20 protein-coding genes are annotated in these 26,080 nt (G+C 61.8%); 14 read left to right on the forward strand and 6 right to left on the reverse strand.

The window, feature by feature from the left end; all coding sequences use genetic code 11:
• The first annotated feature begins 48 nt into the window (after window positions 1-48).
• From AC1Q6Y_RS24305 to AC1Q6Y_RS24325, 5 genes are read left to right on the forward strand one after another with little or no spacing between them, the layout of a single operon-like run.
• Window positions 49-1,635: a glycosyltransferase gene (locus tag AC1Q6Y_RS24305; protein ID WP_492625322.1), complete on the forward strand. Its 1,587-nt coding sequence runs from the start codon at window positions 49-51 to the stop codon at window positions 1,633-1,635.
• Window positions 1,629-2,933 (forward strand): glycosyltransferase, encoded by a 1,305-nt coding sequence (locus tag AC1Q6Y_RS24310; RefSeq protein WP_492625323.1) that lies wholly within the window; start codon window positions 1,629-1,631, stop codon window positions 2,931-2,933. The genes AC1Q6Y_RS24305 and AC1Q6Y_RS24310 overlap by 7 nt, the downstream gene beginning before the upstream one ends.
• On the forward strand, window positions 2,930-3,796 hold the full coding sequence (locus AC1Q6Y_RS24315; RefSeq protein WP_492625324.1) for a class I SAM-dependent methyltransferase: 867 nt from the start codon (window positions 2,930-2,932) through the stop codon (window positions 3,794-3,796). Before AC1Q6Y_RS24310 ends, AC1Q6Y_RS24315 begins: the two co-directional genes overlap by 4 nt.
• A complete protein-coding gene (locus AC1Q6Y_RS24320) occupies window positions 3,793-4,950 on the forward strand; it encodes an acyltransferase family protein (protein WP_492625325.1) in 1,158 nt (385 codons plus the stop codon). The genes AC1Q6Y_RS24315 and AC1Q6Y_RS24320 overlap by 4 nt, the downstream gene beginning before the upstream one ends.
• Window positions 4,944-5,777 carry a class I SAM-dependent methyltransferase gene (locus AC1Q6Y_RS24325; protein WP_492625326.1) on the forward strand — a complete coding sequence of 278 codons (834 nt, stop codon included), beginning with the start codon at window positions 4,944-4,946 and terminating at the stop codon, window positions 5,775-5,777. Before AC1Q6Y_RS24320 ends, AC1Q6Y_RS24325 begins: the two co-directional genes overlap by 7 nt.
• Window positions 5,778-5,851: 74 nt before the next feature.
• Here the strand turns inward: AC1Q6Y_RS24325 and AC1Q6Y_RS24330 are convergent, their stop codons facing one another.
• The 5 genes from AC1Q6Y_RS24330 to AC1Q6Y_RS24350 form a co-directional block, all read right to left on the reverse strand.
• The gene (locus AC1Q6Y_RS24330; protein WP_492625327.1) at window positions 5,852-6,640 is read right to left on the reverse strand and encodes an SDR family oxidoreductase; all 789 of its coding nucleotides are present in this window, start codon (window positions 6,638-6,640) and stop codon (window positions 5,852-5,854) included.
• A gap of 46 nt (window positions 6,641-6,686) precedes the next feature.
• Window positions 6,687-8,234 (reverse strand): amino acid ABC transporter permease/ATP-binding protein, encoded by a 1,548-nt coding sequence (locus AC1Q6Y_RS24335; protein WP_492625328.1) that lies wholly within the window; start codon window positions 8,232-8,234, stop codon window positions 6,687-6,689.
• Between the two features lie 64 nt (window positions 8,235-8,298).
• Window positions 8,299-9,093 carry an ABC transporter substrate-binding protein gene (locus tag AC1Q6Y_RS24340; protein ID WP_057713911.1) on the reverse strand — a complete coding sequence of 265 codons (795 nt, stop codon included), beginning with the start codon at window positions 9,091-9,093 and terminating at the stop codon, window positions 8,299-8,301.
• A gap of 46 nt (window positions 9,094-9,139) precedes the next feature.
• On the reverse strand, window positions 9,140-10,210 hold the full coding sequence (locus tag AC1Q6Y_RS24345) for an isopenicillin N synthase family dioxygenase (protein ID WP_492625329.1): 1,071 nt from the start codon (window positions 10,208-10,210) through the stop codon (window positions 9,140-9,142).
• Window positions 10,211-10,224: 14 nt separating this feature from the next.
• Entirely contained in the window at window positions 10,225-11,076 is an 852-nt protein-coding gene (locus AC1Q6Y_RS24350) for a sugar phosphate isomerase/epimerase family protein (protein WP_492625330.1), read from the reverse strand.
• 562 nt (window positions 11,077-11,638) lie between these two features.
• On the opposite strand from AC1Q6Y_RS24350, the gene AC1Q6Y_RS24355 reads away from it, so the two are divergent.
• The 8 genes from AC1Q6Y_RS24355 (at window position 11,639) to AC1Q6Y_RS24390 (ending at window position 22,305) form a co-directional block, all read left to right on the forward strand.
• On the forward strand, window positions 11,639-12,949 hold the full coding sequence (locus AC1Q6Y_RS24355) for an MFS transporter (protein WP_154861502.1): 1,311 nt from the start codon (window positions 11,639-11,641) through the stop codon (window positions 12,947-12,949).
• Between the two features lie 25 nt (window positions 12,950-12,974).
• Entirely contained in the window at window positions 12,975-14,204 is a 1,230-nt protein-coding gene (locus AC1Q6Y_RS24360) for a Zn-dependent hydrolase (RefSeq protein ID WP_223504608.1), read from the forward strand.
• Window positions 14,205-14,355: 151 nt separating this feature from the next.
• Complete coding sequence (locus AC1Q6Y_RS24365) at window positions 14,356-15,381, forward strand: histone deacetylase family protein (protein WP_218498047.1); 1,026 nt, start codon at window positions 14,356-14,358, stop codon at window positions 15,379-15,381.
• 246 nt (window positions 15,382-15,627) lie between these two features.
• Entirely contained in the window at window positions 15,628-17,532 is a 1,905-nt protein-coding gene (locus tag AC1Q6Y_RS24370; protein ID WP_492625331.1) for a sigma-54-dependent Fis family transcriptional regulator, read from the forward strand.
• On the forward strand, window positions 17,532-19,250 hold the full coding sequence (locus AC1Q6Y_RS24375; protein ID WP_057713918.1) for an ABC transporter ATP-binding protein: 1,719 nt from the start codon (window positions 17,532-17,534) through the stop codon (window positions 19,248-19,250). The genes AC1Q6Y_RS24370 and AC1Q6Y_RS24375 overlap by 1 nt, the downstream gene beginning before the upstream one ends.
• Window positions 19,240-19,917, forward strand: a complete 678-nt coding sequence (gene qhpE / locus AC1Q6Y_RS24380; protein WP_154861497.1) for a subtilisin-like serine protease QhpE — start codon at window positions 19,240-19,242, stop codon at window positions 19,915-19,917. The genes AC1Q6Y_RS24375 and qhpE overlap by 11 nt, the downstream gene beginning before the upstream one ends.
• Window positions 19,914-21,212 carry a flavin-dependent monooxygenase QhpG gene (gene qhpG / locus AC1Q6Y_RS24385; RefSeq protein WP_492625332.1) on the forward strand — a complete coding sequence of 433 codons (1,299 nt, stop codon included), beginning with the start codon at window positions 19,914-19,916 and terminating at the stop codon, window positions 21,210-21,212. The genes qhpE and qhpG overlap by 4 nt, the downstream gene beginning before the upstream one ends.
• Window positions 21,213-21,306: 94 nt before the next feature.
• Window positions 21,307-22,305 carry an acyltransferase family protein gene (locus AC1Q6Y_RS24390; RefSeq protein ID WP_057713921.1) on the forward strand — a complete coding sequence of 333 codons (999 nt, stop codon included), beginning with the start codon at window positions 21,307-21,309 and terminating at the stop codon, window positions 22,303-22,305.
• Window positions 22,306-22,408: 103 nt separating this feature from the next.
• Here AC1Q6Y_RS24390 and AC1Q6Y_RS24395 read toward each other — a convergent pair whose 3' ends face one another.
• Window positions 22,409-23,899 carry an aldehyde dehydrogenase family protein gene (locus tag AC1Q6Y_RS24395; protein WP_407516901.1) on the reverse strand — a complete coding sequence of 497 codons (1,491 nt, stop codon included), beginning with the start codon at window positions 23,897-23,899 and terminating at the stop codon, window positions 22,409-22,411.
• Window positions 23,900-24,424: 525 nt separating this feature from the next.
• On the opposite strand from AC1Q6Y_RS24395, the gene peaA reads away from it, so the two are divergent.
• Window positions 24,425-26,005, forward strand: coding sequence for a quinohemoprotein amine dehydrogenase subunit alpha (gene peaA / locus AC1Q6Y_RS24400; protein WP_489847252.1), 1,581 nt, complete (start codon window positions 24,425-24,427; stop codon window positions 26,003-26,005).
• The last annotated feature ends 75 nt before the right edge of the window (window positions 26,006-26,080 follow it).

Raw genomic sequence — 26,080 nt, forward strand, 5'->3', positions numbered from 1 at the left:
CCGTCATAGCGTGAGGCTGCCGGGATGGCGGCGTCACCGTGGGATGCCATGAATTTTATTCTTTACTCCGACGTCAACGACAGCTCCATCAGCCGGAGTCTCGGCCGTCCAGAATACAGTTACTACTTCGTGCTCAAGGCGTACCGACCGTTGTTCGAAAGCCTCGGGCCGGTGCATGTGGTGTCATCGGCCGCCGAGGTCGATCCGCTGTATCGGCAGTTGCAGCAGGCCGGCCAGGACTGCCTGTTCATTTCGTTCGCGCCACCGCACAAGACCCCCACCGACTTGCAATGCCCGATGGTGTGCGTGGTCGCCTGGGAGTTCGACAGCATTCCCGCCGAGCACTGGGACAACGATCCGCGTCAGGACTGGAGCCAGACACTGGCGCGCTTGGGGCGAGTGATCACCTTGTCCACCCACACCGCCGAAGCCATCCGCCGGACCCTGGGCGATGACTTCCCGGTGCTGGTGCTGCCGACGCCTTTGTGGGAACGCTTCGCCGACATTCGCCAGCAATATCCCGGTACGCCGGTGAACGCGGGTGCCACGTTGCAGATCAAGGGTTGCATCCTGGACAGCCGCTCGATGGGGTTGTCCGCCGATGGTTTGATCGCGCCGATCATCGAGCAACCGCCGCAGGAAATCGCCGAGCCCGAGCCGGAATCCGAACCCGAGCCTGAACCTCCGGTGCCGCCGTTGACCCTGCGTCGACGCCTCTTCATAACCAGACACTACCTGCTGTTGTGGTATCGCGAAGCTGTTCGCGATCTGGTGCCGGATGCCGTTCGGCCGTGGCTGGCCAGGTTTCGCACGCCTCAACCGTTGCCGATCGAACCTGCGGTCAGCGAAGCTCCCGCGCCGGATGAACCCGTCATCAGCGCGACTTGCGCGCAGGACGAGCATCCACAAGCGGCTTTCCCCGACACCAGTCAAACGGTGGAAATCGAGGTCGATGGCGTCATCTACGTGAGCGTGTTCAATCCCGATGACGGGCGCAAGAACTGGCATCACCTGATCACGGCGTTCTGCTGGGCGCTGCGTGATGTGCAAGACGCCACGCTCGTGTTGAAGATGACCCAGAACGACCTGTCGACCTATTACGTCGAGCTCATCACCTTGTTGTCCCAGCTCTCGCCCTTCGCCTGTCGCGTGGTGGTCATGCACGGTTATCTGCAGGACGAGCAGTTCGCCCGGCTTTATGGCGCGGCGAGCTACTACGTCAACGCTTCACGTTGCGAAGGCTTGTGCCTGCCGCTGATGGAGTTCATGTCCTGCGCCCGGCCTGTCATCGCCCCGAACCACACGGCGATGCGCGACTACATCGATGAGCGTGTGGCTTTCGTCGTCAAGTCCAGCCAGGAGCCGACGATCTGGCCGGAAGACGCGCGCATCCTGTACCGCACATTGCGCCACCGTCCGGACTGGGGGTCGTTGAAAACGGCTTATGAGAACAGCTACGCGATGGCAAAGAATCAGCCGGACGCCTGGCAGGCCATGGCGGACGCGGCCAGCGAACGCATGCACCAGTACTGCAGCTTCGCGCCGGTGCAGCAGCGGCTGGCGCTGTTCTTCAAACAGGAACCTGCCCGTGACGTCGTGCCGGTGGTTGCCGAAACGGGGGCTGCATCGTGCTGATCATCATTCATTCGGAAACCAACAAGAGCAACATCCAGCAGAATCTTGGGCGGCCCGAGTACAGCTATTACTTCGTCCTCAAGGAATTCCGCCCGGTGCTCGAACGGCTGGGGCAGGTGATCGAGGTCAGCAACCCGGACGAGCTGGTCGATCGGTTGTATTTCGATTGCCTGAGCCGGGGCGAAGACTGCGTGTTCCTGTCCTTCTCCCCGCCGCATCGCACGCCGGTCCACTACGCGTGCCCGACGATTCCGGTGTTCGCCTGGGAGTTCAGCACCATTCCCACCGAGAGCTGGCAGGGCGAACCACGGCATGACTGGCGGACGGTGTTGGGCTCCTGCGGGACAGCGATCACCCACTCCAGTTTTACCGTGAATGCCGTACGCGATGTGATGGGCCCCGATTACCCGATCAGCGCTATCGCAGCACCTGTCTGGGACCGTTTTGCCGCCCGTGGCGAGCTTCTGGACAAGCGTCCGGTCGTGGGCCCCACACGTCTGAACCTGCGCGGGCTGTTGATCGACAGTCGTACCACGGACCTGCGCCCCTACGGCCCCGAACGTTTGCGCGAAGGCACGCCGATCGCCTTCGACCAACCGCCGCGCGATTGTGAGCTGGTGCTCGAGGGCGTGGTCTACACCTCAGTATTCAATCCCTACGACGGACGCAAGAACTGGAAGGACATGATCAGTGCATTCTGCACTGCCTTTCGCGACACGCCCGACGCGACCCTGGTGCTCAAGCTCACGCACCATGACATCGCCAACGCTTTGAACGACATGCTGCACCACGTATACAAGAATCAGTCCTACCAGTGCCGCATCGTGCTGGTCCACGGCTTTCTGTCCGACATCGACTACGAGCGCCTGGTCGAGGCCACCAGTTACGTCGTCAACTGCTCCTACGGCGAAGGGCAATGCCTGCCGTTGATGGAGTTCATGTCCTGCGGCAAGCCGGCCATTGCGCCGCTGAACACCGCCATGGCCGACTACATAGACCGTGACAACGCGTTCATCGTCGAAGGCACCGACGAACTGACCTCCTGGCCCCACGATCCTCGCGCCGCGTATCGTACCCTGCGTTACGTCACGGATTGGGACTCACTGTGTACGGCATTTTCCGCCAGCCATGACGTCGCCAGACAGGACGTCGAGCGCTATCAGCGAATGTCGGCCCATGCCGTGGGCAGCCTGCAGGAATTCTGCAGCCAGGCCGTTGCCGAACAGCGCCTGAAGGCGGTGTTCGAGCAGTTGCTGCAACGGCGTGAAGCAAACTGCGCACAAGCGTCGGGCACATGATTCGGCGCCTGCTTGCGAAGTTGCGGCCCGCACCGGTAGCGGTCGCCCCAGCAGAAACGCGGGTCTCGCCCAGGGACATCGGTTTGTACGATGCCCTGCTCGACGGCTGGTTTCTCGGCGACAGCGGTGAATTGCTCAAGGGGTTTGCCATCACCGCCGACGACACCTTGCTGGATGTCGGCTGCGGTGAAGGCGTGGCGACTTTGTTCGCGGTCCGCCAGGGCGCTTCGGTGATTTTCACCGACAGTGAACACGACAAGGTCCGCGAGCTTGCCCGACAAGTGGCGGCGCAATCAGACAAGCCGAGCCTGGGGCTGGTCAGCAACAGTTTGCCGCTGCCATTGGCCGAGGGCTGCGCCAGCAAAGTCGTGTGCATGGAAGTACTGGAACACATCGATCAGCCAGAACCCTTCATGGCCGAACTGGTGCGCATGGGTCGCCCCGGCGCGCTGTACCTGCTGAGCGTACCGTCCCCGGTGGGCGAACATTTGCAGAAGGGCATCGCTCCGGCCAGCTATTTCCAATCGCCCAATCACGTACAGATTTTCAGCCCCGAGCGATTCGCCGCGCTGGTGGAAGACGCGGGCCTGGTCATCGAGCATCGCCAGGCGTCCGGTTTTTTCTGGGTCATGGGCATGATTTTTTTCTGGGCCAGCGAGCGGGCTGCCGGGCGTGAATTGGGTGGCGCGGTTCGCGACCGGATTCAGGCGCCGTATCCGCCGCTGATGGAGAGCTGGGCGAAAACCTGGCAGGACTTGCTGGCCCAGCCCGACGGGTTGGCGATCAAGCAGATGCTGGATCAGTTCATGCCCAAGAGCCAGGTGATCATTGCTCGCAAACCTCATGTCCAGGAGGACGCATGAGCAACGAAAAACGGATCATGGACATCGAGTTGCTGCGCGGCATTGCGGTGCTCGGCGTGCTGTTTCATCACCTGCAGGACAGCCTGTTCGCGGCGGCCGTGCCGTTGTTGCAAGCCATCACGCTGTACGGTCAGCCGTGGTGGGGCGTGGATCTGTTTTTCGCGATCTCGGGCTTCGTCATTGCCCGCAGCCTGATCCCGGCCTTGCGCCGTTGCACAACGCGTCAGGAATATTGGCAACAGACGCGTAATTTCTGGTTGAGACGGGCCTTTCGATTGCTCCCTTCAGCCTGGTTATGGCTGGCGCTGATGTTGCTGGCGTGCCTTTTTCTCAACCGCTCCGGCGCGTTCGGCACCCTGCACGCGAACATTCAGGCGACCCTGGCCGGCATCGCCCAATACGCCAATTTCCGCTTTGCCGACAGTTTTTATCACTACGAGTACGGCACCAGTTTCGTGTACTGGAGCCTGTCGCTGGAAGAGCAGTTCTACCTGCTGTTTCCGCTGATGATCGTGCTGTTTCGTAAGTACCTGGTGTGGGCGTTGCTGGCGCTGGTTGCGGTGCAATTGTTCACCTTGCGCACGCCGATCCTGATGGTAGTGCGCACCGATGCGCTGGCCCTTGGCGTGCTGTTGGCGATGTGGAGTACACAACCGTCGTACCTGCGCTGGGAGCCAAAATTCTTGCGTCGTCCATGGGCGGGCGTTGCCGCATTGATCGCGCTGTCGTTGCTGCTCAGCTTCATGGCAACGGATCGTTTCACCTTCACCTCTTACCGGATCGGCGTGATTGCGGTGCTGTGCGCACTGCTGGTCTGGATCGCTTCTTACAACCGCGATTACCTGTTGCCGCGCGGCGTGTTCAAAAACCTGATGACGTGGGTCGGCAGCCGTTCCTACGGGATTTACTTGATCCATATCCCGGCCTACTTGCTGGTTCGTGAATTCATTTTCCGTTTGCAGGCTGCCGGGCTGCCCAGTCCGGCTGGCCATCCGATCTTGATGTTGCTGATGGCTGGCGGCCTGATCGTGCTGCTGAGCGAACTCAACTATCGCGTCATCGAAATGCCCATGCGCAACCGCGGCGCCTCGCTGGTCAAACGCCTGGGCACTTCCCGAACAGCCGTCACATCCTCTGGAGCCACCTCATGCTGAGCCTTTTGAAGAAACTCACGGCGGGCACGCCCGCGCCTGTGCAGCCAGAGACACCGCCCGCAGCGCCAGTGGCGGAGAAAGTCGACCCTTACATGCTCGGCCTGCACGATGCGATGCTCAGCGGCTGGTTCAATCAGCAGACCGGCGAACTATTCACCGGATTCCCGGTGACCCCCGAGGACACGCTGCTGGATGTTGGCTGCGGCGACGGTGGCAACGTGCATTTCTGCGGGATGCGCGGGGCGAAGATCATCATCGCCGATATCGACGCGGCCAAGGTTGAAGCGACCCGCCAGCGCCTGAGCGATACACCGGCCCGCGACGTCGAATGCCATGTCACCGACTGCAACCCGCTGCCGATTGCCGATGCGACCGCCACGCGGGTGGTGTCGACCGAGGTCATCGAGCACGTGGACGATCCGGCTCAGTTCCTCGCTGAACTGGTGCGGGTCGGTAAACCGGGCGCGCTGTACCTGCTGAGCGTCCCGCACCCCAGCTCCGAAGACCTGCAGAAAGATATCGCGGCGGCCGAGTATTTCCAGAAGCCCAACCACATCCGCATCATCAGCGAAGAGCAGTTCAAGGCCATGGTCAGCGATGCCGGCCTGGAACTGATCAGCCACAGCCAGTACGGATTCTACTGGTCGATGTGGATGCTGTTGTTCTGGGAAGCCAAGGTCGATTTCAGCAACCCGGACCATCCGTTGCTTAACCACTGGGCGGATACCTGGCAGGCGATCCTGGCTTCGCCACGGGGCGCACAGATCAAGCAGGCGCTGGATGCCGTGGTAGCCAAGAGCCAAGTGATCATTGCGCGTAAACCCTGATCAGCAATGCTCGCCCGGGCGAGGCCGCGAACTCAAGCCTGATTGCCCGGGTACACCTGCATAGCCCTTGCCCATTATTGGCTGGAGCGAACGGCCCCTCCATCGATCAACAGGTTCTGCCCGGTCAGGTAGCCCGCATGGTTGCTGCAAACGAAGGCACACAGCGCACCGAACTCTTCGGGTGAGCCGAAGCGTTTGGCAGGAATTTCGCTACGGCATTGGCCAAGGAATTCCTCGCTGTCCTGCCCCGTCTCCTGGGCAGCAGCGACCAGGTTGTCACGCAGTCGATCGGTGTCGAATGAGCCTGGTTGCAGGTTGTTGATCGTCACATTGCGACTGGCGATGTTTTCTTGCCGGGCAAGCCCTGCGATAAAACCCGTCAGACCACTGCGCGCGCCGTTGGACAGGCCCAGGCTTTCGATAGGGGACTTCACGGCACTCGACGTGATGTTGATGATTCGACCAAATCCACGTGCCGCCATACCGTCTACCGTTGCCTTGATCAACTCGATAGGCGTCAGCATGTTGGCATCCAGCGCCTTGAGCCAGGCGTCGCGATTCCATTCGCGAAAATCCCCGGGGGGAGGGCCTCCAGCGTTGTTGATCAAGATATCGAAATGCTCATGGGCCATGAGCGCTGCCGCCCGACCCTCGGCCGTCGAAATGTCTCCGGCTACGGGGATGACCGTTACTTCAGGATTTAGCGCTCTGAGCTCACGGGCTGTTTCATTGAGCGTGTGCTCGCCGCGTGCGGTGATCACCACGTTCACGCCTTCATGGACGAGTGCCTGTGCGCAGGCTTTGCCCAGACCTTTGCTGGCGGCGCATACCAGCGCCCAGCGTCCTGCTATTCCCAGATTCATGTGCGTTTTCCTGAAAGAAGAAAGCTCAAAGAAAGTAGTTGCCTATTCATGCATGATCCACCGTTGCAGACCGGCTTGGCGATCGAGCACTGATGCCCATGAAGCGCCGCACTCGTTCTCCTTCGGCATCGCATCGTATGGTTTCAGGTGCGGCATCCAGTTGGATATTACCGTTCTCCATGAATACGACCCGGTCGGATATCGACATGGCAAAGTCCATTTCGTGGGTCACGATCAGCATGGTCATGCCTTCTTTGGCCAGGTCGCGGATCACGTTCAGCACGTCGTTGACCAGTTCCGGGTCGAGGGCCGAGGTCGGCTCGTCGAACAGCATGATCTGCGGTTCCATCGCCAGGGCTCGAGCGATCGCCACACGCTGTTGCTGCCCACCGGAGAGCTGGTGCGGGTACTTGTGGGCATGGGCCAGCAGGCCGACCTTGTCCAGTAGCGCATAGGCACGATGTTCACTCAGCTCACCCGGCTGGCCATGGTAACGGGGCGCCAGGGTGACGTTGTCGAGAATGGTGCGGTGCGGGAACAGGTTGAAGTTCTGGAACACCATGCCGATGTGCCGCACGCCTTTGCGCAGGCGGGTGCTGTTGGGTTTGTCCGACGCTTCGATGAATTTTTCGCCGAACAACAGAATGTCGCCGGTATCGATGGTTTCCAGGCCGTTGACGGTGCGGATCAGCGACGTCTTGCCGGAGCCGGATGGCCCGATGATCGAGACCACCTGGCCGTACTCGACATTCAGGTCGATGCCCATCAGCACTTGGTGGGTGCCATAGCTTTTCTGGATGTTCTTCAGTTGCAGGATGGGCGTCGCATTGTTGCCTGCCGCTTTGCGCGCAGTGTCGGGCAACGCTTCGGCGCTGGCCCTGAAGTTGGCTATGGCGGCCGCGTCGAGTGTGTGAGGCTTGCGGAAGTTCAGGTCCAGGTAGCGCTCCAGGCGCTGCAGGAAAAAACCGAACACGGTGACGATCAACACGTAATAGACGCCTACTGCCGCCAGGGTTTCCATGACCAGAAAGTTGGTGGCATAGAGGCGTTGGCCGACCGTGAGGATTTCGGTCAGGGAGATGACCGAGACCAGCGATGTCAGCTTGACCACCGTGATGTATTCATTGATCAGCGTGGGCAGCGAAATACGGAATGCCTGGGGGATCACGATCAAGCGTTGCATGCCGAACAGGCCGACACCCAGCGCGCGCCCGGCTTCCTTCTGGCCTTTGGCCACGGAGATCAGGCCACCACGATGGATTTCCGCCATGTACGCCGCTTCAGTGACCACCAGGGCCAGCAGGCCCGAGTAGAAGGGGTTGGACAGAATCGGTCCGCTACCGGGAAACAGTTGCGGCAGGTTGTAGACGAAGACCACCAGCACCAGCAACGGAATGCTGCGGAAGAACCAGATGTAGGCCGCTGCGGGAATGCGCAGCAAGGGCGTGTGGGACAGCTTGGCCGTGGCCAGGACAAAACCCAGCAGCATGCCGATGAACCAGGCCAGGGCGCTGAGCTGGACCACCGTTACGCAGGCCTTCCAGAAGTCCGGCAGGGAGAACAGGGACAGGAAATATGACCAATCGAATTGCATGGGGCACCTCGATCTGCCGCCCCGGTGCAGGGGAGGCAGATGACCAGACTACAAGGACAGGTTCTTAATTGGCAGTCGGTTCTTCCAAGCCATATTTCTGGAGAATTGCGGCGTATTCACCGCTCTTTTTGCTCTCCTCGAAGGCCTTTTGCACGGCCTGGAAGGTTTCGTCGTTACCTTTCTTGACGAAGATGCCCAGGGTTTGCTGATAAATCGGATGCTCGGTGGTGATCACTACCCGGCCGTTGGTCTTTTCCGCGATCATTTTTGCCGCGCCGGCGATTTCAACCTGGGCCTGAATGTTCCTGGACAACAAGGCCTGGGTCACTTCGGGGGCCGAAGGGTACTCGCTGACGGTGATGGCGCCTTTGTTGTTCGGCACGCAGTAGTCGTCGGAGAGCTTCTTGAATTCCTTGACCCAGGTGGTGCCCTGTTCCAGGCCCAGTTTCAGGCCGCACAGGTCTTCAGGCTTCTTCGCATTGATCTCGCTGCCCTTGGGCACCATGACCGCGGCACCGGTGTTGGCGTAGGCGATGGTCTGGGCCTGAGTCTGGCGCTCTGGCGTGATGTACATGCCGGAAATGACTGCGTCGTACTTGCCGGAGTTCAAGCCCAGGATCAGGCTCGGGAACTTGGTGTCGACGAACTCCACCTTGGCGTTCATGTGCTTGGCCAGTGCCGTTGCCAGTTCGGGGTCCGAACCCACCACGTTTTTGTCCTTGTCATAGGACTCAAAGGGAGGGTAGGTGATCTCCATGCCGACCTTGAATGTGTCTGCCGCGGCCATGCTCACCGAGGCACCGAACATACCGGCTGCCAACACAGCCAGGCTCAAAAGGTTTTTCTTATTGTTTTTCATGATGTACTGACTCCGGCGTAGGTAGGGGGTTAGCTGAAAACTTCAATCAGGACGGTTGAGCCTGATTTTTCAAATGTCCGAAACTGGCGGGCTTGCGTGCCTTGCCTGGCAGTTGAACTTCCCCGTTGGCCACCCTCTGGCGCAGATACTGATAGGTCTGCAGCGCCTGGCCATACATGTGTTCGCCGATGGTGATTTCTTCGTAGTCGTTGCCTGCCTGTGCGAACCCGGGCAGTGGTTTGATCTGGGTGTGATAGTCGCAGGCATAAAACAGCGGAAAGGAATAACGTTCCTCCTTCACGCTGCGCACCCGGTGCGCGGTGGCTACGAATGCGCCTGCGGTCATCACCTCCAGCATGTCGCCGATGTTGACCACAAAGGCATCGGCAATTGGTGGTGCATCGATCCATTGGCCAAGGTTGTTCATCACCTCAAGGCCTGGTTTGTCGGCCAAAAGGATGGTGAAACACTCGTAATCAGTATGGGCTCCAAGACCCGGTGCGTCATGGGCGGTACCGTCGAAGGGATAGTGGATAAGGCGCAGCTTGGACGGGGGACGGGTGACCAGGCTGTCGAAATAGTTTTCTTCCAGGCCCAGGGTCAGGGCGAAGCCACCGAACAGGCGCCGGCCCAAGGCGAAGATGGCTTCATAGTAGGCCTGCACCGACGCCTTGAAACCTTGCAGCTGCGGCCAGTCATTGGGCCCCAGCAATGGCGTGTTGGTCAGCACCAGCGGGTCATCGGCCGGGACTTCGAAGCCGACGTCAAAGGCTTCCTTGTGGTCCGGCTTGCCCTTGGAATAGACCTCTTCGCCTTCGGGCACAAATCCCTTGTGGGTTTGGGAGGTGCCGATGTAGTGCTGCATCTTGGTGTCGAAGGGCTGGTCGAAAAAGTCCTTGGCAGCCTGGCGCAGGTTGGCGATCAGTTGCGGGTCGATACCGTGATGGGTGATGTAGAGGAACCCGACCTCGCTGGCGGCGCGCCCCAATTGTTCGGCCACGGCCAGGCGGTGTTCCAGTTCAACGCTGAACAGACCGGCGATGTTGACCACCGGGATGCTGTTGAAGTTGGCTTTGTGTGTGTCAGTGCTGGCGCTGTTGTTTTTATTGTCAGGCATGACGCATCGGCTCCCTAAGGATGGCTTGAGTGACTGAAACGGTCGAAGTGTTCGCGCTCGGTCTGGCCCATCCACACGTTCAACGACCATAGGTCGGCGACAGGGACATTGGTGAAGGGCAAATGATGCAGGTAGCCGTCGGCGCCGAATTCCGGGGTCAGGGTGCTGACCTGGTAACCGCGGGCTTGCTGCGAGCGCCAGATGCTTTCCCAGTGCTGCTGGTGGAAGGCCAGTTCCCTTGCATATTCGGGAGCCGCCGGGTGCGGAACCTGCGGGCCCTGGTCGTAACCGACCCGGGCCTGGATATGGTGAACCCGCTCGATGAAAGCGCTCAGGTCATCGGCCGGGTCATTCAACAGGCGCTCGCAGGTCACGACCCAGTGGCTGATGTCACTGGTGAACAACAGATCGGGCAGTTGCCGGATCAACTCCAGGGTCACCCAGGGGTTGAACAGCGAACGCGAACGGTGGGTTTCGAAACTGCAGACCTGGCCGTGCTTGCGCGCCAGATCCAGCGCCTGGCCGAAAAACGCCACTTGCTGTGGCAAGGCCCATCGGTCATTTCCCGCCAGCACGTTGACGAAGCGTGGGCCGAGTTCAGCGGCCCAGGCGAGTTTCTGGTCGAGGTCATTGAGGTGAATGGCGGGGGACGCCGACTGGTCCGGCAGCACGTCATACGCGGTGAAGACTGTGCTGATATAGCCCAGGCGATTGGCCTGGAGAAAGGCGCCAAACTCGGTCCGTTCACGGGCGTCCAGTGGCAGGCGTGCTTCCATGCCATCAAAGCCCGCTTGCAGCAACTCCTCGAGTGCCTGAGCCTTGCTGGCGGTGTAACCCCACAGCGTGCGAAAAATTTCCAGCTTCATCGGTGATCCTCAAAAATCCCAAGGCCTACTGCAAATGCACTTCGACGGCGCCAGGCTGCCAAGAGGCTGGTTCGCTGTGGAGTCGATGTTAGGCACAGGCCGCGTACTGAAAGAATCTGAAAGTTCAAATGAATACTTCAGACTTTCATTAACAAATAGCTTGCTACTTATAGCGCTGGCCGGAAGGGGTTTTATGGGCGAGAACCTGTCTACGTTGGCTATTAGCGAGAGATGCCATTGTTGCGGCATCATTTTGAAGAGTCCCAAGCGACCCCGGGCCGATGAGGGTTCGCTTTTGGTCGGTTGCTGCCTGTCGAGAAGAGCCGCGACCTGTAACTGACATTGCAGACCCACGTTTACATTCTGCTCAACGCCTGTGCGTTGCACACCGCGTTCGACTGTCGCTCTCAATTATAAGCTTAAGTAATACTTCGAATAATAAATAGAAAATTGACTAATCATGGTCCCGGAACGAAAAATCATCCCCAGACCGGCGCCGCCAGAGCGCCGCGGATTTGCCGTTTCTCTCCTGCCAGAAAAATAACCAAAGGAGCCCGACCCCATGAAGCCTCAAGCTTCGTCCCAGCCGCGCCGTGCGGCCGCCGCTGCCTTCATTGGCACCATGATCGAGTGGTACGACTTTTACATCTACGCCACCGCCGCCGCGCTGGTGTTCGGTGCGCTGTTCTTCCCCTCGGACGACAAGCTGTTCAGCACCATGGCTGCTTTCGGCACCTTCGCCGTGGGTTTCTTTGCGCGGCCGTTGGGCGGGATTGTCTTCGGTCATATCGGTGACCGCATCGGCCGCAAGAAGTCGCTGATCATCACCTTGTTGATGATGGGCGTGGTCACGGTGTGCATCGGCTTGCTGCCGACTTACGCGCAAATCGGCGCCGCGGCCCCGGTGCTGCTGATTCTGTTGCGCATCGTCCAGGGCATTGCCGTGGGTGGCGAGTGGGGCGGGGCGGTGCTGATGGCCGGCGAGCATGCGCCGAAAGGCCGGCGCAATTTCTTCGCCTCGTTTGCGCAACTGGGCAGCCCGGCGGGTTTGATCCTGTCGCTGCTGGCCTTCAGCGCCGTCACCCGTCTGCCGGAAGAAGACCTGATGAGCTGGGGCTGGCGCCTGCCGTTCCTCGCCAGTTCGCTGTTGCTGCTGGTGGGCCTGGCGATTCGCCTGGGGGTCAATGAGTCGCCGGAGTTTCTTGCCAGCCGCGAATTGGCGAGCAAAAACAAACGCAAGGAGCAGGCGCCGGTCATGGAGGTGCTGCGCACCGCGTGGCGTCCATTGTTGCTGTGCATCGGCGCCAACACCCTTGGGATCGCCGGGGTGTATTTCACCAACACCTTCATGATCGCCTACACCACTCAGCAACTGGAACTGCCGCGCTCGCTGATCCTTGAGTGTCTGTTTGTCGTCGCGATCATCCAGTTCTGCATCCAACCGCTGGCGGCCTGGGTCGCCGAGAAGATTGGCGCCACCCGCTTCCTGTGCCTGGTGTCGCTGCTGGCGATGGCTTCGCCGTACCCGATGTTCGTGCTGGTCAGTTCGGCCCAGGCGCCGCTGATCATCCTCGGCATTGCGTTGGCGGTGGTGTGCATGGCGTCGTTCTACGCGGTGATCGCCGGCTACGTCAGCGGCATGTTCGAGACACGTGTGCGCTACACCGCGATCTCTCTGGCGTACCAGATTTGCGGCGCTGTGGCCGGTGGCCTGACGCCACTGATCGGCACGCTGCTGGCACACAGGTTCGCCGGCCAGTGGTGGCCGATGGCGGTGTTCTACAGCCTGATCGCCGCGACTTCGCTGCTGTGTGTGCTGTCCCTTGCCCGTCGCCATGCCAGCGCTGAACGCCTGGAACTGGCCAAGGCCTGACCCCTGAATTTTCCTGGAGAAACACATGTTGAAGATCAATGGCGAACGCCTCTGGGCGAGTCTGATGGCGATGGCCGAAATCGGCGCCACCGCCCGTGGCGGCAGCTGCCGCCTGGCCCTGAGCGACGAGGACAAGGCCGGTCGGGAACTCTTTGCCCACTGGTGCCGCGAAGCCGGCATGACCCTGAGCGTGGATGCCATCGGCAACCTGTTTGCCCGCCGCGCCGGCACCGATCCTGATGCAGCGCCGGTGATGATGGGCAGCCACCTCGACACCCAGCCCGAAGGCGGGCGTTTCGACGGCGTGTACGGCGTGCTCGCCGGTCTGGAAGTGGTGCGCTGCCTGAACGATCTGGGCATCCAGACTCGCAAGCCGCTGGAAGTGGCGGTGTGGACCAACGAAGAAGGCGCACGCTTCACCCCGGCCATGTTCGGCTCGGCGGTGTTCACCGGGATCATGGATCTGGACGCTGCGCTGGCGGTGCGCGATATCGATGGGATCAGCGTTGCTGAGGCGCTGCAACGTACCGGTTATGCCGGCGAGCGCCCGTTCGGCGGCGCGGTGGATGCGTACTTTGAAGCCCACATCGAGCAAGGGCCGATCCTCGAAGACAACGCCAAGAGCATCGGCGTCGTCAGTGGCGGCCAGGCGATTCGCTGGCTCGACGTACGGGTCGAAGGCATGGCGGCCCACGCCGGCACCACGCCTATGCCGCTGCGCAAGGACGCCTTGTACGGCGTGGCGCAGATGATCCAGGCCATCGAAGGCCTGGCGGCGGACTTCGCTCCCGAAGGCCTGACCACGGTCGGTGAATTGAGCATCAACAAGTCGTCGCGCAACACCATTCCGGGGCTGGTGAACTTCACCGTCGACCTGCGTCATCACCGTGATGAAACCATCGAGACCATGGAACAACAGGTCCGTGCGCGGCTTCAGGCAATTGCCGACGCTCGCGGTTTGAAACTGGCGATCACCCCGCACTGGATCAGCCCGGCGACGCCGTTCGATGTGGACTGCGTGGCGGCGGTGCAACAGGCCGTGGACGCCCTGGGCTACGCTCAGCAATCGATTGTCAGCGGCGCCGGACATGATGCGATCCACCTGGCGCGGTACTGCCCGACAGCGATGGTGTTCATCCCGTGCGTGGGCGGCCTGAGCCATAACGAAGCGGAAGATGTGCTGCCCGAGGATGTGCGCCAGGGCACCGATGTGTTGCTCAATGCCGTATTGGCCCGCGCGGTAAAAACTGAATAAACGCAGTCAATGTGGGAGCGAGCTTGCTCGCGATAGCGGTGGATCAGTCGCCATGAATGTTGAATGTGCTGACCTCATCGCGAGCAAGCTCGCTCCCACAGTGGGGCGCGGCTGGGTTCAAGATCCAAGTTAACTGACAGGTATTCACTCCATGCGCAGTTTTTTCCATCCCGAACAATTGCTCCACCATCCACGCAGCTACTATTCCCGTGGCCAGATGCGTACGCCGCAGGAAGTGCCGGAGCGTGCGCAGCGCCTGGTGCAGGCGTCTCACGCTTTGGGTTTTGCCGTTGAGCAACCGGCCGATGCCGGGCTCGATCCGCTGCTGGCGGTGCACGGCGCACCGTATCTGAGGTTTTTGCAGGAAGCCCATCAGCGCTGGAAAGAGATTCCCGAGGATTGGGGCGACGAGGTGATGTCGAACATCTTTGTCCGCGAACCCAATGCCCTGCGCGGAATTCTCGCGCAAGCGGCGCGCTATCTGGCCGATGGCAGTTGCCCGGTGGGCGAGCAGACCTGGCGTTCGGCCTACTGGTCGGCGCAAAGCGCCATCGCCGGTGCCCGGGCTTTGCTCGATGGCGAGCCGGCAGCCTATGCCCTGTGCCGGCCACCGGGTCACCACGCCCGGGCCGAAGCGGCGGGTGGTTTCTGTTATGTGAACAACGCGGCGGTGGCGGCGCAGGTATTGCGCGCCGGTTTTTCGCGGGTAGCGGTGCTGGATACCGACATGCACCACGGCCAGGGTATTCAGGAGATTTTCTACGACCGCGATGACGTGCTCTACGTGTCGGTGCACGGCGATCCGACCAACTTCTATCCGGGGGTCGCAGGTTTTGCCGAAGAGCGTGGTGTCGGTGCGGGCGAGGGTTTCAACCTCAACCTGCCGATGGCCCATGGCGCCAGCGAGGCGGTTTTTCTCGGGCAATTGGAAGTAGCGCTGAAGGCGCTGAAGGACTTCGGCGCCGAGGTGCTGGTGCTGTCCCTGGGCTTCGATATTTTCGAGCTGGACCCGCAAAGCAAAGTAGCGGTGACCCGCGAAGGGTTTGCCCTGCTCGGTGAGCGCATTCGCAGCCTCGGGTTGCCGTGCCTGATTGTGCAGGAGGGCGGGTATCACCTGGAGAGCCTGGAGGATAATGCCCGGGCGTTTTTTGTGGACCCTGAGGTTTGGCAGCTCTGAGATCTTTGCTGCCTGGTAGATCGCTATCGCGAGCAAGCTCGCTCCCACACTGGTCAGTGTTGAACACAAATATGCGGTTCACCTCGGTCAAGTGTGGGAGCGAGCTTGCTCGCGATGAACGATAACGGGGTCCACCTGACGGAACACAAGCGCCCTACGGCACTTGCCATAGCCCTGACGTTAACGTAAAGATTGCTCCAGGGCGCCGACGTATGAAGGCGCAGGGTGGATGACCCGGAGCGCTTGATGACGCCAATAAAAACAAACTCCCCCAAACTGCATCGCGAAGCCCGGCTGGCTCGGGAAAAGTTGCACCTGGAAGGCGAAGTGCCGGATGGCGTCCTGCGTGCGGAAATCGATGCCTCGTGGCGACGCAGTCTCAGCCATGGCGTGCATTTCAATGCCAAGCATGAGCTGGCGCTGGAATCGAGTGCCAGCCTCGACGTGTTGCTGGCCAGCAACCGCTTGCTGATCGACGCCGCGTTGCCGGCCATCGATTACCTGGCCGAGCGTCAGGGCAAGGAAGGGCTGATCATCCTCGCCAACTCCGACGCCACCATCCTCGCCGTCGAAGGCCGCGCCGACCGTCTCAAGGGCAGCGGCCTGCAGGACATCACCCTCGGCACCTGCTGGAGCGAAGCGGTTCGCGGCACCAACGCCCTGGGCACGGCACTGGTGGAAGCCCGGCCGACCCTGATCGATTGCGGCGAACATTACCTGGATCGCCTCAGTGATTTTTCCTGCACTTCGGTGCCGATCCATTGCCCCCAGGGCGACATTCTTGGCGTCCTTGACCTGACCCGCGAAGGCCCGCTCGGCCGCGCCCACGACAGCACTGCGCTGCTGGCCATGGCGGTCAGCCAGATCGAAAGCCGGGTGTTCAACGCCAGTTATCCGGACGAAATCGTCCTGGCCTTCCACAGCCGTCGGCAATATCTGGAATCCCCGTGGCAAGGCCTGCTGGCCGTGAGCCTCGGCGGGCAGATCCTGGCGGTCAGCGCCCAGGCCTGCCAGTTGCTCCACGCCGAGCGCTCGGCCCTGATCGGTCGGCGCTGCGAAGAGTTTCTCGGAGTCGACGGCCTGCAATTGTTGGCGCGTCTGCATCAGGGTGGAGCCGGCAGCCTGCAAACCGCCAAGGGTGAATTCTTCTACAAGACCCTGCGCGCGCCGCAACGCTCGATCAACGTCAGCAGCCCGCCGCGCACAGTCGCGAAACCGCCCAAGGCGCAACCGGACCTGGAAGCGCTCGCCGGCAGCAATACGCGCTACGCCCGTGCCTTGCGCATGGCCCGCCAAGGCCTGGCCAATGAACTGCCGGTCCTGTTACTGGGCGAAACCGGCACTGGTAAAGAGGTGATCGCCCGCGCCCTGCACATGGCCGGAGCGCGCTGCGACAAACCCTTCGTGGCGGTGAACTGCGCGGCCATTCCCGAAGGCCTGATCGAGTCCGAACTGTTCGGCTATCGTGAAGGCGCGTTCACCGGTTCACGCCGGGGCGGCATGGTCGGGCGTTTGCAGCAGGCCCATGGCGGCACCTTGTTCCTCGATGAAATCGGCGACATGCCTTTGGCTTTGCAGGCCCGGTTGTTGCGGGTGCTGCAGGATCGCAAGGTCGCGCCCCTGGGTGCAGGCGAAGAGCAGGACATCGACGTCGCGCTGATCTGCGCCACCCACCGCGACCTCAAGCGTCTGGTGGAAGAAAAACACTTTCGCGAGGACCTGTTCTACCGGGTCAATGGCATCAGCGTGATGCTTCCGGCCCTGCGCGAACGCGAAGATTTCGGCGCGCTCGTCACTCGCATGCTGACGACATTGGGCGCACCCGCCGTGGTCCTGCACGATGATCTCGATCGCTTGCTCAACGGTTATCAGTGGCCGGGCAACATCCGCCAACTGGAGATGGTCCTGCGCACCGCGCTGGCCATGCGCGAACCGGGCGACACCGTGCTGACCCTCGACCACTTGCCCGACAGCATGCTCGACGAGTTGACCACCAGCGAACGGCCCCAGGCCGGCAGCATCCGGGAAAACGAACTGGAGCTGATCCGTCAGTCCCTGGACACGCACCAGGGCAATGTCTCGGCCGCCGCCGACGCTCTGGGCATCAGCCGCGCGACGCTTTATCGCAAGCTCAAACAGTTGCGTTCGTGATGCAGCGCTTGATCGTTCGGCTGATCGACAGCCAGAACCCCGAGGCCCTGCAAGCGGCATTGCGTTGGCTGTACAGTTTCGTGCGACCCCATCGCCTGGCGATTGCCGGGCTGCTGGGTTTGTCGGTCTGCGCCTCGGCGCTGGTGCTGGTGCAGCCGTGGCTGACCAAACTGCTGATCGACGATGGCCTGTTGGCGCGCAATTTCCCGATGCTGGTCATGATCGCCGGGTTGATGATCGTTGCCGGGTTGCTGGGCACGGCGCTTTCGGGCATCAATCGCTACCTGCACACGCGACTGTCCGGGCGCATGCTGTTTGCCCTGCGCGATGACCTGTACCGGCATTTGCAAACCCTGTCGCCGAGCTTTTACGGCCAGCGGCGCATCGGCGACCTGATGTCGCGCCTCGATGGCGATGTCGCGGAAATCCAGCGGTTCGCCGTGGACTCGCTGTTCTCGGCGGTGTCCAGCGTGATCGGCCTGGTGGTCGCGGTAGCGATGCTGTTGACCTTGTCCTGGAAACTGTCGCTGCTGGCGCTGGTGCTGATTCCCCTCGACGTGCTCTGGCTGCGCTGGATGCGGCGCAAGGTGGAGCGCGATGTGCGGCAGTTGCGCGAGCGTTCGGCGGACATGTCGTCGTTCATGGTCGAGACATTGCCGGTGATGAAATTCATCCAGTCCGCCGGCCAGCAACAGCGCGAAGCGCGGCGCCTCGAGACGCTGGGGCAGGGCTACATGAGCCAGTTGCTGCGCCTGCAAGTCACCGAATTTTTCACCCAGGCCGTGCCCGGTACCCTGACCTCGCTGTCCCGGGCCTGCGCATTTCTGATCGGCGGTTACTGGGTGGTGCAGGGCACCTGGCAGCTCGGCGCCCTGATTGCCTTTTCCACCTACCTGGGCATGGCCGTGGGGCCGGTGCAGAGCCTGCTCGGGCTCTACGTCGCGATCCAGCGGATGACTGTCAGCCTCGGCCGGGTCATGGAATTGCGCGGCGAACAACCGACGGTGTTGACGCCCGCCACGCCAAGGGCAATGCCCACTGGCGGCGATCTCTGGTTCGACAACGTGCACTTCGCCCATCCCGGCCGCCAATCGACCCTGCGCGGCATCGAGGCGCGGATTCCCTACGGTATGAAAGTGGCCCTCAGCGGCGGCTCGGGCGTGGGCAAGTCCACCCTGATCGACCTGCTGCAACGTCATCACGATCCGCAATCGGGCCGGGTACTGCTGGGCGACGTCGATCTGCGCGAGCTGGATCTGTTCCAGTTGCGTCGGCGCATCGCCATCGTCAGCCAGGACATCGTGCTGTTTCGCGGCAGCCTCGCCGACAACCTGGCCTACGCGGCACCGGACGCCAGCCGCGAGGCGATTGCCGACGTGGCGCGACTGGCGCAACTCGACAGCCTGATCGAGTCCTTGCCCGAAGGTCTCGACAGTCCCTTGGGCGAGCGGGGCCAGCAGTTGTCCGGCGGGCAGAAACAACGCATCGCGATTGCCCGGGCGCTGTTGCAGGACCCACTGATCCTGGTGCTCGATGAAGCCACGTCCGCAGTGGATGAAGCCACCGAACGCGAAGTCATCGACGCCATCGACCGCCTGTTTGCCGGGCGTACGCGCATCCTGATCAGCCATCGCCCCTCAACCCTGGCCGACGCCGACCTGCGCTTCGAATTGCTCGACGGCGTACTGACCTCGAAAACGGTGCTGCATGAAACCTGAGTTGCGCATTGGTGTGGTGGACAGCGGTCACTCGGCGGCACAACGGGTGCAAGTGATCGCCGGTCGACGCTTTTCATTGCTCGAAGACGGCCTGGCGGAGGGCGACTTGCGCGAAGACCCGCTGGGGCATGGCAGTGCGGTGATCGAGGCCATCGGCCGGCGTGCACCCTCGGCGCTGTTTTGCGTGGCTCAGGTGTTTGACCAGCGGGGTGTCACCAGCGCCTTGCAGATCGCCACGGCGATTGACTGGCTGCTGACGCAGGACGTTCGACTGATCAATTTGAGCCTTGGCCTGCGCCAGGATCGCAGCCTGTTGCGCGCGGCCTGCGCGGCGGCGGTGGCGCAGGGCGTGCTGCTGTGCGCGTCGAGCCCGGCCCAGGGGGAAGGGGTGTTTCCGGCGAACTATCCGCAGGTGTTGCGGGTGACCGGTGATGCGCGGTGCGCCGAGCAGGAATGGTCGTGGCTCAACAGCGCCCAGGCGGATTTCGCCGCGTGTGTGCATGGCACCTACCCGGGGCAATCCGGGGCGAGCCTCGGTTGTGCCGCCTTGAGCGGGCACATTGCCGGGTTCCTCGTCGAACAACCTGGTGCCAGCAATGAGCAAGTCATCGAGTGGTTGCGCGAGCATGCCCGTTACCGTGGCCCTGAACGGCGCTTCGGGCCATGACCGACATCGTCATTCTAGGCGCCGGCCCGGCGGGGGCTGCGGTCGCGTTGGGTTTGAAGCGGCTGGGCCATGGCGTCACGCTGATCAGCGAATGGCGCCGGTTTGCGGCGCTCGAAGGCGTGTCCGTGCGGGTTCTGGAAGCGTTGCGCAGCGCGGGTCTGCACCAGGCGTTGGCGCAAGCAGCGTTGCCTTCTCAACGCCAGGTGAACTGGAATGGCCAGCACCATGCGCAGAACATCGAATACTTGCTCGACCGTCCGCTGTTTGACCGAGGTCTGCGTGAGGATTTGCGCCTGGCGGGGGTCGAGTTGATCGAAGGCCGGGTGCTGACGGTTCAGTCATCGACCAATGGCCACCGAATCGAAATCGACGGCCGCGAACCGCTGCTGGCGCCGTTTCTCGTAGAGGCCCGTGGACGTCAGGCCCCCGCTATCGGTAAAGGCTTGCGTGGCCCCGAGACCGTCAGCTTGCTCAATCGCTGGCAGGGTTCGCCGGGCAGCACCGCCAGCGCCGTGGAAAGCCTTGAGGACGGTTGGGCGTGGATGGCGCGGCGCGCCGACGGCCAGTGTTACTGGCAATGGACGGTGGATGTGGCCAGCGCCGGGTTGCCGGGCAAGGCTATGTTGCTCGATTACTGCCGACAGCGGCGCCAGGGTTCGCGGCTGGCCACTGCATTTTTTGCGGGCGAAGCGGAATCTGATCTGCAACTGCACGCCCGCAGCAGCACGGCGATTCTGAGCCCGCAGGTGTGTGGCGAAAACTGGATTCGGGTCGGCGATGCGGCAATGGCGGTGGACCCATTGTCGGGCAACGGGATCTTTCAGTCCTTGTCTTCGGCGTTGCAGGCGCCCGCGGTGATCAACACGCTGCTGTGCAAACCCGAACGAACGGCTCTGGCCCAGCGTTTCCACCAGCAGCGGGTGGGGCAGTTGTTTTTGCGGTTTGCGCGGATCGGCCGGGATTTTTATGCCGATGAGCAACGCTGGCCGGACCAGCCGTTCTGGCAGGCACGACGGAGCTGGCCGGATGCCGAGGTGGCCCATGCCGAGGCGGATTTCAATGCACTGAGGATTGAGCGGGCGCCGGTGTTGCGTGATGGGCTGGTCGATGAAGCCGAGGTGGTGATCACGGTGGATCAACCGCTGGGTATCTGGCATGTGCATGGGGTTGAGGTGGCGGCGTTGGTGCAGAGGTTAAAGCAGGGAGAGCCGGCGGATCAGGTGTTGGCCGGGCTGACGGTGGAGCAGGGGCGGATGGTTCGCAGCTGGTTACTGGGCCAGGGTTTCAAACCCTGAATGAAGAACGTCCGGATACGGCGAAAAAGCCTGTTCTCCCAGCGCAAAGCATCGTAATTTACGCGCCATAATGACAAGGAATTTTGGGGTGTAAGTGGGAGCTTATCGTCTGCTATTGGCCGTTCTGGTGGCCGTTTCTCATATGGGCAAGACGTTCATGGGGCTAAACCCCGGCGTGATTGCCGTGATTTCCTTCCTGATCATCAGCGGTTTCGTGATGACCTCGCTGATCGAACGCAATTACAAGGCGCCGGAGAAAGTCGGCCTGTTCTACCTGGACCGCGCCCTGCGGCTCTATCCTCAATTCCTGTTCTACTTCGTGGTTTCCTGTGCGGTGATCTATTTCCTGCTGCCCGGCACGCCTCAAGCCGCCGAGCTGACGCTGCGCAACATCGCCGCAAGCCTGGCTATCGTGCCACTCGGCTTCTACATGTTCGGCGCGGCGGGATCGTGGATCTTGCCGCCGGCCTGGTCTTTGGGGCTTGAGATGTGCTTCTACCTGATGATCCCCTTCCTGATCATCTATAGGGCGCGGGGCGTTGCGTTTGCTCTATCCGTCGTCGTCTTCATGGCCGCGTGCCTGGGTTTCATCAACACCGACCTGTACGGCTACCGTCTATTGCCGGGTGTGCTGTTCATGTTCCTGTGCGGCAGCTACCTGTACAAAGCGCAGCCGAAGGATCTGGCGATCGCTGCCGGCACCGCCGTGGTGGCGGCCCTGATGTTTGCGGCCATCATGGCGGGATGGATAGAGCGCCGACCGTTCAATGCCGAAGTGACCGCCGGCATAGCGCTGGGCGTGCCCGCCGTGTACCTGCTGACAAAACTCAGGTTTCACCGGATTGACGAGTTCCTCGGCAATATCAGCTACGGCGTGTTCCTGAATCACTATGTGGTGATGTACTTCCTGCACGCTGTCTGGTCGGTTGCCTACGATGGGGCCGTTGTTGCAACAGTGCTGGCCTTGTCGCTGCTGCTCAGCGGCGTTTCGTACTACTGCGTCGAACGGCCGGCCCTGAAGCTTCGTCACGCGCTTCGGGCCGGCGCAAAATATGGGGTGGGTCAACCACAGGGCCGCGAAACAGTGGCGTAGTGGCTGTGGGGGCGCCTTCGCGGGCAAGCCCGCTCCCACAGGGGAACGCATTCCAATGTGGGAGCGGGCTTGCTCGCGAAGGCGGCCTGAAGAACGCTACGAATCACAACTTGATCAGCACCGACTTCAACTCGGTGTAATGCTCGATCGCCGCATACCCCATCTCACGCCCGACCCCGGACATCTTGTAGCCTCCGAACGGCAGCGCCGGGTCCAGGGCGCTGTGGCAGTTGACCCACACCGATCCTGACTTGATGCGCGGAATCATCCGGTGCACCGCCGCCAGGTCATTGGACCAGATGCTCGCGCCCAATCCATACGGACTGTCATTGGCCATGCGCAGGGCATCGGCTTCGTCATCAAACGGGATGGCCACCAGCACCGGGCCGAAGATTTCTTCCTGCACCAGTGAGTGCTTCTGATCGACGTCGACAATTACCGTTGGCTTGACGAAGAACCCAGGCCCGAACTGCTCGCCACCGCAGGCGATGGTCGCGCCGCTTTCCCGGCCCTTTTCGATGTACCCGTAGACGCGTTCCTGCTGGCGCGCCGAGATCAAGGGCCCCATGTCGACGCTCGGGTCCAGGCCATTGCCGAGTTTCATGGCGTTGGCAATGTCGCTGATGTCCGCCACCACATTGTCGAAGTGCTTGCGCTGCACATACAGCCGCGAGCCTGCGCAGCAGACCTGGCCCTGGTTGAAGAAGATCGCACTGGCAGCCCCGGCCGCGGCGGTTTTCAGGTCGGCGTCGGCCATGACGATGGTCGGTGATTTACCGCCTAGCTCCAGGGTGACCCGGGTCATGGAATCCATGGCGATCTTGCCGATCTGCTTGCCGACGGCGGTGGAGCCGGTGAAGGTCAGCTTGTCCACCAGCGGGTTGTGGGTCAAGGCAGAACCTGCGGTGATGCCGGTGCCGGTGACCACGTTGAACACGCCTTCGGGATAACCGGCTTCCAGCACCAGTTCGGCAAGTTTAAGTGCGGTCAGCGGGGTTTCGTCGGCCGGCTTTAGCACCACGGTGCAGCCGGTGGCCAGGGCCGGGCCGAGTTTCCAGCAGGCCAGCAACAGCGGGAAGTTCCAGGCGACGATGGCACCGACCACGCCCACCGCTTCACGGCGGATGAAGCTGTGGAACTGGTCGTTGGGCATCAGCGGTGCCGACACGTCAACCGTAGAACCTTCGATCTTGGTCGCCCAACCGGCCATGTAGCGCAGGAAGTCGATGGCCAGTTGCACGTCCATCACCTGAGCCACCGCCGCGCTTTTACCGTTGTTCAGGCATTCCAGTTGCGCCAGCAGTTCGGCGTCGCGCTGCATCAGGTCGGCGAGTTTCCACAGCAGGTTCTGCCGCTCCCGGGGACGGGTGCGGGTCCAGGCCGAATCGTCGAACGCCTGGCGGGCCGCGAGCACCGCACGGTCGACATCTTCCGGTGTTGCCCGTGGCACCAAGCACAGCACCTCACCGGTGGCCGGGTTGTGCAGGGGCATGGTCTGGCCGTCGGCGGCCTCGACCCAGTCACCGCCGATAAGCATGCGCGGGGCGCGCTGGATGAATGCCGAAGTGGCGGGAAGCAGGTTTGGGAGCGACATTGGCGAGGCCTCTTGTTGTTCGTGAGAACCGGGCTTTCGCAATGCCTGTGCCAGTTGTGTTTTTTCGGCCCGAAGGCCCGATCTAGTGGGGTGACAGATATTTTCCGGGTCACCGTGAGATCGATAAACGTCGCAAATTGCGACGACGTGAGACGCCCCGAACACAACACCCTGTAGGAGCGAGCCTGCTCGCGATGGACGAAAGAGCACTACGTTTAGCCTGTAAGCACGCGATATCGTTAACGACCATCGCGAGCAGGCTCGCTCCTACAGAAAACTATGCTTGTCTCAGAGTGAAACAGTTGTCGCGAAATTAAACGTGCAACGCCCATGACGTCTCCCGAAAAAAACCGGTTATTAGTCACAAGTCATTGATTCATTGAGATATTAATAAGCTGGCACGCTCCGTGTATTGCTCATCGCAGACGTTTCTCTTGCCTCCGTCAGCGGATCAAAGCCGGCGGCAGAAACCATAAAAACGATAAGCCACAACAATAAGAACGCACCGTGCGAGGTTCGACGTTGATGAAGAGAAAACTCCGATCAGGCATGAGCGCCAGCCTGCTGGCCGTAGCCGCTTGTGTAGCGCTGCATTCGCCTCATAGCCTGGCAGCCCGCGACGCCCAGACCATCCTCAAGGAAACCTGTCAGGGCTGTCACACCCCCGAAGCCGATAACGCCCTCAGCCGCATCAGCCACCAGCGCAAAACGCCGGAAGGCTGGCTGATGAGCATTGCCCGGATGCAGACCATGCACGGTTTGCAGATCAGCGATGACGACCGTCGCACACTGGTCAAATACCTGGCCGACACCCAGGGCCTGGCGCCGAGCGAAACCGACGGCGTGCGCTATGCACTGGAGCGTCGGCTCAATACCGTCGAGCAGTTCGACGACCAGACCAGCCAGATGTGCGGCCGCTGTCACTCCGGTGCGCGGGTCGCCCTGCAACGGCGTCCGGCCCAGGAGTGGGAGCGTCTGGTGAACTTCCACCTCGGCCAATGGCCATCCCTGGAATACCAGGCGCTGTCCCGGGACCGCGACTGGTTCGATATGGCCCGCAAAGAGATGGTGCCGCTGCTGGCCAAGCGTTATCCGCTGGACAACCCGGCCTGGAAAAAATGGCAGAGCGCGGCGCCGAAAGCCGATGCCCTGGTGGGCGACTGGAGCTTCAGCGGCCACTTGCCGGGCAAGGGTGAGCTGGCGGGTGTAATGACCGTGAGTGCCGATGGCAGCGACACCTTCAAGGTCAGCGTCAAAGGCCAGTATGCCGACGGCACGCCGTTCAACGGCGACGGCAGTGCAATCCTCTACACCGGCTACGAATGGCGCGGCAACGTGACCATCGATGGCGTGACCATGCGCCAGGTGTTCGCCGCCCAGGGTAATGCGATGCAGGGCCGGATGTTCGAGGCCGAGCACGACGAGCGTGGCCTGGACTTCGTCGCCGCCAAGCAAGGCTCCAACCGTTTGCTGGCGGTGCAGCCGGGTTATCTGAAGGCCGGCAGTGAAACCGAAGTGACCCTGATCGGCAGCGGCCTGACCGGCAAGCCGGACTTCGGCAAAGGCGTGGAAGTGCTCGAAGTGGTCGAGCAGAGCCCGGAGCGGATCAAGGTCAAGCTCAAGGCCGCCGCCAATGCCCAGCCAGGTTTGCGCGCGGTCAGCGTCGGCACGCTAAAGGGCCCGAGCCTGTCGGTGTACAGCAAGATCGCCTCGGTCAAGGTTGTGCCGGAATTCTCGGTGGCACGGATCGGCGAGGGCGGTGGTTCGACGCCGAAAGTCCAGGGCCGTTTCGACGCGGAAGCCTGGGGCAAGGGCGCTGATGGCAAGCCGTACCGCATCGGTGTGTTCCCGGCGCAGTGGAAAGTCGAGGCCTTCGACGACCGCGCCAGGGAAGACGAAGACGTCAAGTTCGCCGGCACCATGCAGGCCGACACCGGCGTGTTCACTCCGGGCGATGCCGGGCCGAACCCGGCACGCAAGATGTCCACCAACAATGCCGGCAACCTCAAGGTGATCGCCGCCGTCGACGACGCAGGGAAATCCCTGACCGGCGAAGGCCACCTGATCGTCACCGTGCAACGCTGGAACAATCCACCCATTCCGTGAGTTGGCTGACGGCACAGGCTTCAGACACTTTTCGGAATGACCGCAAGCCCCGCCAAGCGGGGCCTGCACAGGAGG

This window comes from Pseudomonas sp. GW823-FHT06E10 (assembly GCF_058794995.1).

Coding starts and splice junctions, on each gene's coding strand:
- AC1Q6Y_RS24305 (WP_492625322.1), top strand. CDS start 49: ATGAATTTTATTCTTTACTCCGACGTCAACGACAGCTCCATCAGCCGG.
- AC1Q6Y_RS24315 (WP_492625324.1), top strand. CDS start 2,930: ATGATTCGGCGCCTGCTTGCGAAGTTGCGGCCCGCACCGGTAGCGGTC.
- AC1Q6Y_RS24320 (WP_492625325.1), top strand. CDS start 3,793: ATGAGCAACGAAAAACGGATCATGGACATCGAGTTGCTGCGCGGCATT.
- AC1Q6Y_RS24325 (WP_492625326.1), top strand. CDS start 4,944: ATGCTGAGCCTTTTGAAGAAACTCACGGCGGGCACGCCCGCGCCTGTG.
- AC1Q6Y_RS24330 (WP_492625327.1), bottom strand. CDS start 6,640: ATGAATCTGGGAATAGCAGGACGCTGGGCGCTGGTATGCGCCGCCAGC.
- AC1Q6Y_RS24335 (WP_492625328.1), bottom strand. CDS start 8,234: ATGCAATTCGATTGGTCATATTTCCTGTCCCTGTTCTCCCTGCCGGAC.
- AC1Q6Y_RS24340 (WP_057713911.1), bottom strand. CDS start 9,093: ATGAAAAACAATAAGAAAAACCTTTTGAGCCTGGCTGTGTTGGCAGCC.
- AC1Q6Y_RS24345 (WP_492625329.1), bottom strand. CDS start 10,210: ATGCCTGACAATAAAAACAACAGCGCCAGCACTGACACACACAAAGCC.
- AC1Q6Y_RS24350 (WP_492625330.1), bottom strand. CDS start 11,076: ATGAAGCTGGAAATTTTTCGCACGCTGTGGGGTTACACCGCCAGCAAG.
- AC1Q6Y_RS24355 (WP_154861502.1), top strand. CDS start 11,639: ATGAAGCCTCAAGCTTCGTCCCAGCCGCGCCGTGCGGCCGCCGCTGCC.
- AC1Q6Y_RS24360 (WP_223504608.1), top strand. CDS start 12,975: ATGTTGAAGATCAATGGCGAACGCCTCTGGGCGAGTCTGATGGCGATG.
- AC1Q6Y_RS24365 (WP_218498047.1), top strand. CDS start 14,356: ATGCGCAGTTTTTTCCATCCCGAACAATTGCTCCACCATCCACGCAGC.
- AC1Q6Y_RS24370 (WP_492625331.1), top strand. CDS start 15,628: ATGACGCCAATAAAAACAAACTCCCCCAAACTGCATCGCGAAGCCCGG.
- AC1Q6Y_RS24375 (WP_057713918.1), top strand. CDS start 17,532: ATGCAGCGCTTGATCGTTCGGCTGATCGACAGCCAGAACCCCGAGGCC.
- qhpE (WP_154861497.1), top strand. CDS start 19,240: ATGAAACCTGAGTTGCGCATTGGTGTGGTGGACAGCGGTCACTCGGCG.
- qhpG (WP_492625332.1), top strand. CDS start 19,914: ATGACCGACATCGTCATTCTAGGCGCCGGCCCGGCGGGGGCTGCGGTC.
- AC1Q6Y_RS24395 (WP_407516901.1), bottom strand. CDS start 23,899: ATGTCGCTCCCAAACCTGCTTCCCGCCACTTCGGCATTCATCCAGCGC.
- peaA (WP_489847252.1), top strand. CDS start 24,425: ATGAAGAGAAAACTCCGATCAGGCATGAGCGCCAGCCTGCTGGCCGTA.